The sequence below is a fragment of the Streptomyces sp. CNH287 genome (assembly GCF_000424825.1).
This window is the reverse complement of the sequence record NZ_AUKQ01000022.1, coordinates 18,525-31,046: the sequence shown is the minus strand read 5'-3', so window position 1 is coordinate 31,046 and position 12,522 is coordinate 18,525. Positions and strand designations below refer to the sequence as shown.

13 protein-coding genes are annotated in these 12,522 nt (G+C 70.3%); 8 read left to right on the top strand and 5 right to left on the bottom strand.

Annotation, left to right across the window (positions count from 1 at the left end; translation table 11 throughout):
• The first annotated feature begins 69 nt into the window (after window positions 1–69).
• From pstS to pstB, 4 genes are all read left to right on the top strand, one after another.
• Window positions 70–1,197 (top strand): phosphate ABC transporter substrate-binding protein PstS, encoded by a 1,128-nt coding sequence (gene pstS, locus H299_RS0121130; protein WP_027750035.1) that lies wholly within the window; start codon window positions 70–72, stop codon window positions 1,195–1,197.
• Between the two features lie 226 nt (window positions 1,198–1,423).
• Window positions 1,424–2,437 (top strand): phosphate ABC transporter permease subunit PstC, encoded by a 1,014-nt coding sequence (gene pstC, locus H299_RS0121125; protein ID WP_027750034.1) that lies wholly within the window; start codon window positions 1,424–1,426, stop codon window positions 2,435–2,437.
• The gene (pstA, locus tag H299_RS0121120) at window positions 2,434–3,516 is read left to right on the top strand and encodes a phosphate ABC transporter permease PstA (RefSeq protein WP_027750033.1); all 1,083 of its coding nucleotides are present in this window, start codon (window positions 2,434–2,436) and stop codon (window positions 3,514–3,516) included. Before pstC ends, pstA begins: the two co-directional genes overlap by 4 nt.
• Window positions 3,517–3,578: 62 nt before the next feature.
• Complete coding sequence (gene pstB, locus H299_RS0121115; RefSeq protein ID WP_027750032.1) at window positions 3,579–4,355, top strand: phosphate ABC transporter ATP-binding protein PstB; 777 nt, start codon at window positions 3,579–3,581, stop codon at window positions 4,353–4,355.
• Between the two features lie 180 nt (window positions 4,356–4,535).
• Here pstB and H299_RS0121110 read toward each other — a convergent pair whose 3' ends face one another.
• Together H299_RS0121110 and H299_RS0121105 are read right to left on the bottom strand one after the other, a co-directional pair.
• Window positions 4,536–5,528: an inorganic phosphate transporter gene (locus H299_RS0121110; RefSeq protein WP_027750031.1), complete on the bottom strand. Its 993-nt coding sequence runs from the start codon at window positions 5,526–5,528 to the stop codon at window positions 4,536–4,538.
• A 6-nt stretch (window positions 5,529–5,534) separates the two neighbouring features.
• On the bottom strand, window positions 5,535–6,155 hold the full coding sequence (locus H299_RS0121105) for a DUF47 family protein (protein WP_027750030.1): 621 nt from the start codon (window positions 6,153–6,155) through the stop codon (window positions 5,535–5,537).
• Between the two features lie 215 nt (window positions 6,156–6,370).
• Between H299_RS0121105 and H299_RS0121100 the strand changes: the two genes are divergently transcribed.
• Window positions 6,371–6,739, top strand: a complete 369-nt coding sequence (locus H299_RS0121100; RefSeq protein WP_078512913.1) for a metal-sensitive transcriptional regulator — start codon at window positions 6,371–6,373, stop codon at window positions 6,737–6,739.
• A 631-nt stretch (window positions 6,740–7,370) separates the two neighbouring features.
• On the opposite strand, the gene H299_RS35355 is transcribed toward H299_RS0121100, so the two are convergent.
• The 3 genes from H299_RS35355 to H299_RS0121085 all read right to left on the bottom strand — a co-directional run bounded on the left by H299_RS35355 (window position 7,371) and on the right by H299_RS0121085 (window position 10,419).
• Complete coding sequence (locus tag H299_RS35355) at window positions 7,371–7,610, bottom strand: hypothetical protein (protein WP_051262691.1); 240 nt, start codon at window positions 7,608–7,610, stop codon at window positions 7,371–7,373.
• Between the two features lie 798 nt (window positions 7,611–8,408).
• Complete coding sequence (locus H299_RS0121090) at window positions 8,409–9,143, bottom strand: phosphatase PAP2 family protein (protein ID WP_027750028.1); 735 nt, start codon at window positions 9,141–9,143, stop codon at window positions 8,409–8,411.
• A gap of 298 nt (window positions 9,144–9,441) precedes the next feature.
• Window positions 9,442–10,419 (bottom strand): NlpC/P60 family protein, encoded by a 978-nt coding sequence (locus H299_RS0121085; RefSeq protein WP_027750027.1) that lies wholly within the window; start codon window positions 10,417–10,419, stop codon window positions 9,442–9,444.
• Window positions 10,420–10,539: 120 nt separating this feature from the next.
• Here H299_RS0121085 and H299_RS0121080 point away from each other — a divergent pair, with 120 nt between their 5' ends.
• The 3 genes from H299_RS0121080 (at window position 10,540) to H299_RS0121070 (ending at window position 12,507) form a co-directional block, all read left to right on the top strand.
• Window positions 10,540–10,848, top strand: coding sequence for a hypothetical protein (locus H299_RS0121080; RefSeq protein ID WP_027750026.1), 309 nt, complete (start codon window positions 10,540–10,542; stop codon window positions 10,846–10,848).
• A 186-nt stretch (window positions 10,849–11,034) separates the two neighbouring features.
• Complete coding sequence (locus H299_RS0121075) at window positions 11,035–11,568, top strand: hypothetical protein (protein WP_027750025.1); 534 nt, start codon at window positions 11,035–11,037, stop codon at window positions 11,566–11,568.
• A 123-nt stretch (window positions 11,569–11,691) separates the two neighbouring features.
• Window positions 11,692–12,507, top strand: coding sequence for a maleylpyruvate isomerase family mycothiol-dependent enzyme (locus tag H299_RS0121070; RefSeq protein ID WP_027750024.1), 816 nt, complete (start codon window positions 11,692–11,694; stop codon window positions 12,505–12,507).
• The last annotated feature ends 15 nt before the right edge of the window (window positions 12,508–12,522 follow it).

Sequence of the window (12,522 nt, the reverse complement as noted above, 5' to 3'; positions counted from 1 at the left end):
TGTCAAGATCTCCCAATTCTCATCGCGCGCCGCCCCCATCGGCGGGCCCCAGGAAGGAACTGAACGAACGTGATGCTTCAGCGCACGACCCGGCTTCGCACCCTCGCCGCCGGCGCTCTCGCGGTCACCGGCGCCCTCGTCCTGACTGCCTGCGGCTCGGACGACAACTCGGACACGGGTGACGGCGGCGACTCCAGCAAGGCGGCCAGCAACATCAAGTGCGAGGGCAAGGGCAACCTGCTCGCCTCGGGCTCCAGCGCACAGAAGAACGCCATGGACGTCTGGGTCAAGAACTACCAGGCCGCCTGCGGCGACACCCAGATCAACTACAAGGACACCGGCTCCGGTGCCGGCATCCAGGAGTTCCTCCAGGGCAAGACCGCCTTCGCGGGCTCCGACTCGGCCCTGGAGCCGGCCGAGGTCGCCGAGTCGAAGAAGGTCTGCAAGAGCGGCCAGGGCATCGACCTGCCGCTGGTCGGCGGCCCGATCGCGGTGACGTACAACCTCGCCGGCGTGGACGACCTGGTGCTGGACGCCGCCACCCTCGGCAAGATCTTCGACTCGAAGATCACCAAGTGGGACGACGAGGCCATCGCGAAGCTCAACCCCGACGCGAAGCTGCCGTCCACCAAGATCCAGGCGTTCCACCGCTCGGACGACTCCGGCACGACGGACAACTTCACCAAGTACCTCAACAGCGCGGCCCCCGAGGCGTGGAAGTACGAGCCCGCCAAGAAGTGGGCGGCCAAGGGCGGCCAGTCGGCCGACGGCTCCGCCGGCATCGCCACCAACGTCAAGCAGAACGACGGTGCGATCGGTTACGTCGAGCTGTCCTACGCCACCGGCAGCAACACCCCCACCGTGAAGCTGGACACCGGCGGCGACGCGCCCGTCGAGGCCACCACGGAGAACGCCTCGAAGGCCATCGCCGAGGCCAAGGTCGTCGGCAAGGGCAAGGACCTGGCGCTCGAGCTGAACTACACGACCAAGGCCGCCGGCGCCTACCCGATGGTCCTGGTGACCTACGAGGTCGCCTGCGACAAGGGCAACAACCAGGAGACCCTCGCCGCCACCAAGTCCTTCCTGACCTACGCGGCCAGCGAGGACGGCCAGAAGGCCCTCGCGGACATCGACTACGCGCCGATGCCCGAGGAGATCATCACCAAGGTCCGGGAGACCATCAAGGGCCTTGCCTGACGCCTGCTCACCGCGACGTCGCCACGACGCGACGTGACGTACACGGTGACGCCGTAGCACCGGGGCCCGGCTCAGCCCGGCAGTCCCGACAACTCAAGCGTCCCGTCCCGTGGTCCGCCCGCCTCCCCGTGCGGCGGACCACGGGATCGGCGCCCACCATCCGGTGCACCGCCGCCCGGGAACCCCGCCCTCTTCGGACGAGGCTCCCACTCAGACCGGAGAAACCATGAGCACTGACACCGCACCCGCCTCTCCACCACCCCCACCACCGTCCCCGGCGAAGGAGGCGGGGAGCATAACCTCCGGCAAGGACACCCGGGCGGGAGACCGCGTCTTCCTCGGTCTCGCCCGCGGCTCCGGCATCATCCTGCTGGTCGTCATGGGCGCCATCGCGGTCTTCCTCGCCTGGCAGACCTCCATCGCCCTCGCCGAGAACGAGGGCAACTTCCTCACCACCTTCGAGTGGGACACCAACGCCGACCCGCCGGTCTTCGGCATCGCCGTGCTGGCCTTCGGCACGATCGTCAGCTCCATCATCGCGATGGTCATCGCCGTCCCGATCGCCGTCGGCATCGCCCTGTTCATCTCGCACTACGCCCCGCGCAAGCTGGCCGCGCCGCTCGCCTGGGCGGTCGACCTGCTCGCCGCGGTCCCCTCCATCGTCTACGGCCTCTGGGGCGCGCTCTTCCTGGTGCCGCACATGACCGGCCTCTACGAGTGGATGGACGACTACTTCGGCTGGACGGGCGTCCTGGAGTACAACGGCGGCGCCGCGCGCTCGCTGTTCACCGTCGGCATCCTGCTGGCGATCATGATCCTGCCGATCGTCAGCAACGTCTCCCGCGAGGTCTTCAAGCAGTCCCCGAAGATGCACGAGGAAGCCGCGCTGGCGCTCGGCGCCACGCGCTGGGAGGTCATCCGGATGTCGGTGCTGCCCTTCGGGCGCTCCGGCGTCATCAGCGCCTCGATGCTCGGCCTGGGCCGCGCGCTGGGCGAGACCATGGCCGTGGCCACCGTCCTCTCGCCGAGCTTCCTGATCGCGCCGAGCCTGCTCGACCCGGGCGGCGGCACCTTCGCGCAGAACATCGCCGCCTCCTTCAAGGAGGCCTCCCCGGGCGGCATCGGACGTGAGGCGCTCATCGCCTCCGGTCTGGTCCTGTTCGTGATCACCCTGCTGGTGAACGGACTCGCCCGGCTGATCATCGCTCGCCGCAAGGAGTACTCGGGGGCCAACGCATGACCGACGCCGTCCTGGACAAGGCACCTGTCAACGACACGCCGCCCCCGCCCCACGCGCCGCTGCGGCAGCCGCGGCTCCCGCGCTGGGCGCCGCTGGGCATCGCCGCGCTCTCCGTCGCGCTCGGCTGCGGCATCGGCCTGGTCAGCGGGCTGGAGAGCCGCATCCAGTGGGGCCTGATCTCCGCCGCGCTCTACGTCATCGTCAACTACACGCTGGCGAGCGTCGTCGAGGGCACCCGGCAGGCCAAGGACCGGCTGGCGACCAGCATCGTCTGGGTCTGCTTCCTGGCGGCCGTGGTGCCGCTGGTCTCGCTCATCTGGGAGACGGTCGCCCGCGGCTCCAACGTCATGGGCGTCGACTTCCTCTCGCACTCCATGAACGGCGTGGTCACCCTCCAGGAAGGCGGCGGCGCGTACCACGCGCTGATCGGCACCATCGAGCAGGTGGCCCTCGCCAGCGTCATCGCGGCGCCGCTCGGCCTGCTCACCGCCATCTACCTGGTGGAGTACGGCCGCGGCAGGCTCGCCAAGGCCGTCACCTTCTTCGTCGACGTGATGACGGGCATCCCGTCGATCGTCGCGGGCCTGTTCATCCTGGCCTTCTGGATCATCCTGCTGGACTTCGACTACTCGGGCTTCGCGGGCGCGATGGCGCTGGCGATCCTGATGCTGCCCATCGTCGTGCGGTCCACCGAGGAGATGCTCAAGCTCGTACCGAACGAGCTGCGCGAGGCGTCCCTCGCCCTGGGCGTGCCCAAGTGGCTGACGATCCTGCGGGTCGTGCTCCCCACCGCGATCGGCGGCATCACGACCGGCATCATGCTGGCCATCGCCCGTATCGCGGGGGAGACCGCGCCTATCCTGCTGCTGGTCTTCGGCTCCCCGTCGATCAACAACAATCCCTTCGAGGGCGCCCAGTCCTCCCTGCCGTACTACGTCTACGAGCAGTGGAAGCTGGGCAATGACGCCTCCTTCGACCGCGCGTGGGCCGGCGCTCTGCTGCTGATCGCCTTCGTGATGGTCCTCAACCTGGTGGCCCGCGGGATCGCCAGCTGGAAGGCACCGAAGTCCGGCCGCTGACGGCCCCGAGAACCAGCCTGCTGGGGGAGACCCCCCAGACCCCCCGAGGAGTGATCCGAATCATGGCCAAGCGCATCGACATCAGCGGCCTCTCCGCCTACTACGGCTCCCACCGCGCCATCGACGACATCTCGATGAGCGTCGAGCCCCGCTCCGTGACGGCCTTCATCGGCCCGTCCGGCTGCGGCAAGTCCACCTTCCTGCGCACCCTCAACCGCATGCACGAGGTCACCCCCGGCGGCCGGGTCGAGGGCAAGGTGCTGCTGGACCAAGAGGACCTGTACGGCCCCGGCGTGGACCCGGTCTCCGTACGCCGCACCATCGGCATGGTCTTCCAGCGGCCCAACCCGTTCCCGACGATGTCGATCTACGACAACGTCGCCGCCGGCCTCCGGCTGAACGGCAAGTACAAGAAGTCCGAACTGGACGGCGTCGTAGAGAAGTCCCTCAAGGGCGCCAACCTGTGGAACGAGGTCAAGGACCGGCTCAACAAGCCCGGCTCCGGCCTCTCCGGCGGCCAGCAGCAGCGGCTGTGCATCGCACGGGCCATCGCCGTCGAGCCCCAGGTGCTGCTGATGGACGAGCCCTGCTCGGCCCTCGACCCGATCTCCACGCTGGCGATCGAGGACCTGGTGGGCGAACTGAAGTCGAAGTACACCATCGTCATCGTGACCCACAACATGCAGCAGGCCGCACGGGTCTCCGACCGCACCGCGTTCTTCAACCTGGCGGCGGTCGGGCAGCCCGGCAAGCTGATCGAGATCGACGAGACGGAGCGGATCTTCTCCAACCCGTCGGTCCAGGCCACGGAGGACTACATCTCCGGCCGCTTCGGCTGATCCGGCCGCCCGGCCGCTTCTCCCGTCGGCCGGTCCGGGCCGGGGGGCCGGGCCGGCAGGCCGATCCGCAGACTCCTCGCGGTGCTGCATGGCGGTGCCACCGCGAGGCCACGGGCCCGCCCCCGGACTCCGGGGGCGGGTCCCGCCGTGTCGGGGTGTCAGCTGCGTGTCAGCTGCGTGTCAGATGAACAGGGCGATGGCCCCATAGCAGAGCGCGGCGACCACCGCCGCCGCAGGCATGGTGATGAACCAGCCCATCACGATGTTCTTCGCGACGCCCCAGCGCACCGCCGAGACCCGCTTCGTCGCCCCCACGCCCATGATCCCGGACGTGATCACGTGCGTGGTCGAGATCGGCGCGTGGAACATGAACGACGCGGTGTACATCACCGAGGCGGCCGTCGTCTCCGCGGCGAAGCCCTGCGGCGGGTCCAGCTCGATGATCCGGCGCCCCAGCGTGCGCATGATCCGCCAGCCGCCGGCGTACGTACCCAGCGACAGCATCAGGGCACAGCTGACCTTCACCCAGACCGGGATCTCGTCGTGGTCCTGCACGTCCGCGATCGTCAGCGCCATGACCACGATGCCCATGGTCTTCTGCGCGTCCTGGAGGCCGTGCCCCAGCGCCATCGCGGCGGCGGAGACCGTCTGGGCGATACGGAAGCCGCGCTTCGCCTTGTGCGGGTTGGCCTTCCGGAAGATCCACATGATGGCGAGCATCACGAGATAGCCCAGCAGCAGTCCCACGAGCGGGGAGATGAACATCGGGATGACGATCTTCTCCATCACCCCGGACCAGTAGACCGCGATCCCGCCTGCGAGCGCCGCGCCGACCATGCCGCCGAAGAGCGCGTGGCTGGAGGAGGACGGCAGCCCGAAATACCAGGTGATCAGGTTCCACGCGATCGCCCCGACGAGCGCGGCGAAGAGGATGGCCATGCCGCCGGAGCCGTGCGGGGTCTCGATGACACCCTCGCTGACCGTCTTGGCGACGCCGCTGCCCAGGAACGCGCCCGCCAGGTTCATCACCGCCGCCATCGCCAGCGCCGCACGCGGGGTCAGCGCCCGGGTGGAGACGGAGGTGGCGATGGCGTTCGCCGAATCGTGAAACCCGTTGGTGTACGTGAAGAAGAGCGCGACCCCGATGGTCACGACGAGCCCGAACGTGTCCACTGGAGGTCAGGACTCCTTGACCGCGATGGTCTCAACCGTGTTGGCCACGTGCTCGAACGCGTCCGCGGCCTCCTCCAGGGAGTCCACGATCTGCTTGAGCTTCATGACCTCCATGGCGTCGTACTTGCCGTTGAAGAGGTGCGCCAGCAGCTTGCGGTGGATCTGGTCGGCCTGGTTCTCCAGCCGGTTGACCTCGATCCAGTACTCGGTGAGGTTGTCCATCGTGCGCAGGTTCGGCATCGCCTCGGCCGTCAGCTCCGCCGCCCGTGCCAGCACCTCGATCTGCTGCTCGACGCCCTTGGGCAGCATCTCGATCTGGTAGAGCACGACGAGGTCGACGGCCTCCTCCATGAAGTCCATGATGTCGTCGAGCGAGGAGGCCAGCTTGTAGATGTCCTCCCGGTCGAACGGCGTGATGAAGGAGGAGTTCAGCTGGTGGAAGATCGCGTGCGTCGCGTCGTCCCCCGCGTGCTCGGCAGCCCGCATCCGCTCGGCGATCTCGGCGCGCGCGGAGGGGTCCGCCCCGAGCAGTTCCATCAGAAGCTTCGAGCCGGTCACGATGTTGTCCGCGGAGGCGGCGAACATGTCGTAAAAGCTCGTCTCCTTGGGGGTCAGGCGAAAGCGCACTGGGAATCCTCGGTGTGCATCGGTTTCTGGGGGGCGGGTCTCGTTGATGCTAGGCGCATCATCCGGCCACAGCGAACCGGCGTTCCCCAGTGTCACCCATGAGCTTTCGGGCGCGGCACAGGGATCGGAAGAATCGGGTACAGTATACCCAGAGGGGGTATAAAGCCCGCTCTAATTCCATAGTCTTCCCCTCTCCACCCGTTCGGGAGAACCTCATGACAACGGCTGAGAACGTCCCTGCCGCCACCGTGGTCGCCGACCCGAGCGCGGCTGAATGTTGCTCTGCTCACGCCGCGACCGGCGAGCACGGTTACAGCAAGGACAAGGACGCGCACCTCAAGCGGCTACGCCGTATCGAGGGACAGATCCGAGGTCTCCAGCGAATGGTGGACGAGGACGTCTACTGCATCGACATACTCACCCAGGTCTCCGCCTCGACCAAGGCCCTCCAGTCTTTCGCGCTCCAGCTCCTGGAGGAACACCTGCGACACTGCGTCGCGCACGCGGCGGTCGACGGCGGGGCCGAAATGGACGCGAAGGTCGCGGAGGCGACGGCCGCGATCGCCCGGCTGCTGCGCACGTAGCCTGCGGCGCCGCGACCCGGGCGGACTGCGGGCGGGGCGGAGCTGCGAGCGCGCTGCGCCGCGCGTCGGCACGGACAGCCGCGGAGGAGCGGCCGGGACCAGCCACCGGCCGCGCCGAGACACCGAGCGTCCCGCGCGGACAGCAGAGCCTCGGCCCGAGCCAGGCGTGGGCGGCGGTCAGCGCGGAGCCCGCCCTCGGTCGTGTCTGACCCATGGCGGCGTCCGGTGCGCTGCGCTCGCTTCGTCTCGGCTCCTTCTCCCGGCCCCCGCGCAATGCGGAGGGCCGCCCCGTACCGTTCGCGGAGGGTTCGGGCAACGCCCCGGGACGAGGGGGCTCCCCAGGCCGGACGCATGCCCGGCGGCCGCACCTCCACCCCGGCGCGCCTGCGCGGGGCAAGCGTACGACGGGAACCGGCGCCGTCCGACGCGGCGCCGCGTCGGACGGCGGTCAGCGGTCAGCGGTCACCGCAGAACCCGCCCCGGCCCGGACGCCGTACACCCGCCCGACGCACCTCCACCGCCGCGCGCGCCCGACGCACCTCCACCGCCGCGCGCGCCCGCGCAGGGACACCCGCGCACCGGACGACAAGAACCGGTCACCGTCCGCCCCGGTACGACGGCACGCCCGGCGTCAGCGCGGGCAGCCGTGGGTCCGGCCGTGGCGACGGTTGAGCGGCGGGTGGGCGGGCTCGTCCCCGTACACCGCGGCCACCCGCAGGATCTCGTCGATACGGGCCGCGCTCAGCCGCTCCTCGCCCGCCCGCTCCGCCGCCGAGGCCGCGATCATCAGTTCACCGCACAGCTCGATCTCGGCAAGGGCCACCGAGTCGTGGACCCCGCCGCCCCGCGATCCACGAGCACTGCCGGACAGGGACGCTGACGCCGGTACAGATGCAGGCACACGCACCACCTCCTCGTGTTCCGAAGCTCCGAAGCGACGGACCCGGCACGCCGGAATCCCGCATTCCCAGAGTAGGGAGAGGTGCACCTTCTGCGCATGGCACGTCCGAACCATTTCGGAGTTGCCGAAGGGCTGTCCACGACTGGCTACGGCGCGGCGGTTTCCCCCGTGCGGATGTCCTCCGGCGCGGGCATCCCGGCGCCTGCCCCTTCGGGATCGGAACCTCTCCGTCCGCCGACGAACGGGTGCACGGACCGTCACGCCCTGGGCCGAGGACGGTACGGTGAAGGGGTGCGCCTTGAGGAGAGTGCCGGCGGTACGGGGCACCGGACCGCCGAGGAACTGCCCGGCCCGCGCAGTCCGGGCCAGACCCGTCCGACTCCCGGCCCGGTCACCTCCCGGGCGGCTGTCCCGGCACCGACCGCGCCCTCGGCCGTTTCACCGCCCGCACCACGGTCCGCACCACCTCCCCCGGCCCCGCACGAGACCGCGACGAAGGAGCAGGGCTCCTTCTCGCACGCCCGGTGCAGCTGCGGCTGGCGCGGCCCGGCCCGCCGCTCGCGCGACCGGGCGCGGGCGGACGCCTCCGCCCACCCGCCCGCCTGACCGGCCCGCGCGCGCCAGGCGTACGGACCCGCAGGGTTGCTGACGCGAGGCCACCCTCGTACCGGGCGGACGTGGAGGTGCCCACAACGCAGCGAGCCGGGGTCTCCCCAGGGCCAGGGGCCGCGTGCCTTCGCACGCCAGGCGCCATGCGCCGGACAGCGCCTACGCCGCGAGGTCCCGGTCGTACGCCCGCGTCGGCCCCTTCGCTCCGTCCGGCCCCGGGGGGCCGCCCGCCTCGTCCGGCACAGCCGAGCCGTGTGTCTCGCCCGCGCCCCCGGGCGAGCCCGCCCAGATGAGCCCGCCCGCCCGCGGCGACCCGGCGACCGTACGCACCAGGGGCGTCAGCAGCCAGAGCGCGACGGGGGCGAGCAGCAGCGTCACGGCCGTGCCGAGCGCGAGGCCGCCGATGACGTCCGTCGGGTAGTGCACACCCATGTAGACGCGGCAGAAGCCGGCAATCGCCGCCAGCACGAGGCCCACGAGCCCGATTCTGCGGTTGACCATGAAGAGGCCGACCGCGAGGGCCATCGCCATCGTCGCGTGGTCGCTGACGAAGGAGAAGTCCTCCTTGCCCTTGACCAGGACCTCCAGGCCCTTGTGGTCCTCGAAGGGTCTGGGCCGCTCCACCAGCGCGCGGATCGGAACGTTGACCAGCACCGCGACCCCGGCCGCGAGCGGCGTCCACACCAGCGCCGCCATGGCGGCGACCGCCTCCTCCCGGTTTCCGCTGCGCCGCCGCAGGCACCACCAGGACCACAGACCGAGCAGGACGAGGGCGGCCAGCGTGCCGTACTCCCCGACGTACTCCATCGTGTGGTCGGCCCAGCTGGGGGCGTCCCTGGCCAGGCCGTTGATGTCATAGAGCAGATCGACGTCGGGGTTGTCCCAACCAGCCATCGGTACGGCCCCTTCACTTGTCTGCCGAAAAGCTCTGACGACCCCCGTGCCCCCGTACCCGCGCGGTCGTGCTGCGTGGAATGCCTCTGATCGGACATGCCCATTCCGCTCAGGAGAACGCTTCGGCCCCCGCTCCGCGTTCCTGTCTCCACCGAAAGATCACCCCCACGTTATCGAAGGGTGACCCGTCTCCGCAGTTCAGGGCACTGCCTCACGGAGAGTTCACGGGACCGTGCGGGACCGCTCATCTCGTCCACCCGCGCGCCTTGCACTCGCTCATCACTCACCCGCTCGTCGTTCACCCGCTCGTCGGACGCGTCGCCCCGAAGTAGTCCGGGGAGTCGATCGGGTCAAACCGGATCTTCGACCCGGTATAGGGCGCATCGATCATATGGCCGCCGCCCACGTAGATGCCCACGTGCCGGATGGACTGCGGGTCCTCCAGGTCGTTCGCGAAGAAGACCAGATCGCCGGGTTGCAGCTCGTCCCGCTTCGGGTGCGGTCCGGTGTTCCACTGCTTGCTCGCGACCCGGGGCAGCTCGACGCCCACCGACTCGTACGCCGCCTTCGTCAGCCCCGAGCAGTCGAACCGGCCGCCGTCCTCGGACGTGCCGTCGCCACCCCACAGGTACGGGGTGCCCAGCTTCGACTGCGCGTACGAGATCGCCCCGGCCGACTGCTTCGACGGGTCGACGCGGCCCTTCGAGACGGCGAAACTCTTCTCCAGCTTGCGGATCACCTTGACGTAGTTCTGCGTCTCCTCGTAGGGCGGCACACCGCTGTACTGGATCACCCGGTACGCGCCCGCGTTGTACGCCGCCAGCATGTTGTTCGTCGGATCGCCCGGCACGTCGTCCACGTAGCCCGCCAGCGCGCAGTCGTAGGAGGCGGCCGAGGGGATCGCGTCCTTCGGGTCCCAGACGTCGCGGTCGCCGTCCTTGTCGCCGTCGATCCCGTGGGTGGCCCAGGTGCCGGGGATGAACTGGGCGATGCCCTGCGCGTCGGCAGGGCTCTCCGCGTCGGCGCGCCAGCCGCTCTCCTGGTAGAGCTGCGCGGCGAGCAGGGCGGGGCTGATGGCCGGGCAGAGCTTGCCCCACTTCTGCACCAGCGTCTGATACTTGGCCGGAACCGAGCCCTTGGCGAGCCCCTGCGGCTTCCCTCCCCCGACCCCGCCCATGAGGCTGGCGGCGGCGGAGTACGTACCGATGACCAGCAGCGCCATGAAGCCGGACATCAGCATTGCGCCAACTCCCACACCCACCCAGGCTTTCCGCACCCGTCCACCCTCCCCCAGATACTCCGAGATGTCACAAGTCAGCGGTACAGTCAGAGGTGCGCGGAAGAGCCGCGCACGGGCATGGTCACGCAAAAGCGCGAGCGGGGCGGTGAGTTACACATGATCCTGGCAGCCGAGAAGGGTGACATCACCACCATCATCGGTGGAATCGCCCCCGACTGGGGGCCGTTCGGGTCACTGGGCAACGAGGCACGCGTGATGATCGAGGTGGTGATGGCCGTGGCCATCCTGCTCTGCCTCGGCATCGCCATCTGGGGCGCGGCCAAGCAGCGCATCGGCGCCACGGCCCTGCGCGACACCTTCAGCGCCGAGCAGGGCAAGGGGCTGATCGTCGCGGGCCTGACGGGCGTCTTCATCATCGGGTCGCTGGGCACGCTGTTCACGATCGTCTACGGCATGGCCGTGTAGCAGCCGGGCAGCGGCGGCGCACGGGCGCGGCCCGGGGGCGCGGTGCGGCGCACGGGTCGCGTGGGCGGCGGGTTTGCCGGCGCCAGGGCTGCGCGGCGGAGGCCGGGAGCGCCGCCGTGTCACAGTCCCGCGCCAGGCAGCACGGAAAAGGCCGGAACTTTTCGGTCCGCCCCTAGCGTCCTCGCCATGTCGCTCAGAAACCGCCGGATCACGGCCGCCTCGTTCGCGATCCTCGCCCTGTGGATGATCTACACCCTCTTCTCGGGACCCACCTACGAGTTCGACCAGGGCTACGGGTCGCAGGAGGAGGACCCGGCCTTCGACATGCGCTGCGAGCCCCTTCTCTGGCGTACCAGCTGGGGCAGGCAGTGGCACGCGGCCGATCCGGGCTACACCCACGCCTCGTACGACATCACCAGCGGCCTGGAACCGCGCAGCGAGGCGTTCCTGTCCCGGGAGCGGGCACGGCGGGCGGAGTCCGGTGAGGACACCGGGGAGTTGGAGCTGGCGGAACTACAGGACTACGCCGACCCCGAGATGACCACCGCCCTGAACGAGCTGTGTGCCAACGGGCGGACCGGGCAGGCGGGGTTGCTGGCGCTGGTGGCCGTGCCGACCGCGATCCTGGGCGCCGTCACGTTCGTGACCCGACGGCCGCGCACGGAGGGGGACGCGGAGCCGGGCGCCGAGTCGAGCACGAAGGGGAGCGCGGCGCCGTGACCGAGCGCCGGGACGGCGCGGGGACGGGAGGCGGGGGGGGCGGGGCGAGGGCCGGGGCGGGGCACTGGGGGGCGGGCGCCAATGTCCCGTGCGCCCCCACCTGCACGCCCGTACACTGCGTGCATGCTGAACCCTCCCGATCACGCGCGCTACTGCGCCGCGCTTCTCCACCAGACGGAGCTGCTCCGCAAGACCCTCACAGGCGCGGATCTCGACGCGCGGGTGCCGACCTGCCCCGACTGGAGTCTGCGCGAACTGGCCGTCCACGTGGGCGGCTCGCACCGCTGGGCGGCCGAGATCGTGCGCACCCGTGCCGTCGAGGAAGTGGAGGAGGAAACGGTCCTGCTCTTCGACGGCCCCCCGAAGGAAGCCACGGCGGGCGGCGACCTGGACGACCACGCCGCCCTCGACCGCTGGCTCGCCGAGGGCGCCTCGCTGCTCGCGGACACGCTGCGGGAGGCCGGACCGGAGACCTCGGCGTGGACGTGGGCCGGACCCCCGCGGGCCGGTTTCTGGGCGCGCCGGATGGCCCACGAGACGGTCATCCACTACGCCGACGCCTGCTCCGCCACCGGGGCGGACTTCGAGGTCGCGCCGGACATCGCCGCCGACTGCCTGGACGAGTGGCTGGAGATCCTCGCCAGCCCGGAGATGCAGGAGGACGACGAGGAGTTGCGCGAGCTGCGTACCCGCGCCGGGGAGAGCCTCCACCTGCACGCCACCGACACCGCGGACGCGGCCGAGTGGCTCATCGAGCTGGGCACGGACGGCATCAGCTGGCGTCACGCCCACGGCCAGGCGACGGTCGCGCTGCGCGGACCGCTCAACGACGTGCTGCGGGTCTTCTACCGGCGGCTGCCCTCGGACAGCGACCGCGTCGAGGTACTGGGCGACGCGGAGCTGCTGGACTTCTGGCTGACGCGCGCGTCCTGGAGCTGAGCCGTCCCGTGGCTC

What these genes read in the sequence shown, in the direction of transcription:
- pstB (WP_027750032.1), top strand. Translation starts at nt 3,579, where the DNA reads ATGGCCAAGCGCATCGACATCAGCGGCCTCTCCGCCTACTACGGCTCC.
- H299_RS0121070 (WP_027750024.1), top strand. Translation starts at nt 11,692, where the DNA reads ATGCTGAACCCTCCCGATCACGCGCGCTACTGCGCCGCGCTTCTCCAC.
- pstA (WP_027750033.1), top strand. Translation starts at nt 2,434, where the DNA reads ATGACCGACGCCGTCCTGGACAAGGCACCTGTCAACGACACGCCGCCC.
- pstC (WP_027750034.1), top strand. Translation starts at nt 1,424, where the DNA reads ATGAGCACTGACACCGCACCCGCCTCTCCACCACCCCCACCACCGTCC.
- H299_RS0121080 (WP_027750026.1), top strand. Translation starts at nt 10,540, where the DNA reads ATGATCCTGGCAGCCGAGAAGGGTGACATCACCACCATCATCGGTGGA.
- H299_RS0121075 (WP_027750025.1), top strand. Translation starts at nt 11,035, where the DNA reads ATGTCGCTCAGAAACCGCCGGATCACGGCCGCCTCGTTCGCGATCCTC.
- H299_RS0121100 (WP_078512913.1), top strand. Translation starts at nt 6,371, where the DNA reads ATGACAACGGCTGAGAACGTCCCTGCCGCCACCGTGGTCGCCGACCCG.
- H299_RS0121090 (WP_027750028.1), bottom strand. Translation starts at nt 9,143, where the DNA reads ATGGCTGGTTGGGACAACCCCGACGTCGATCTGCTCTATGACATCAAC.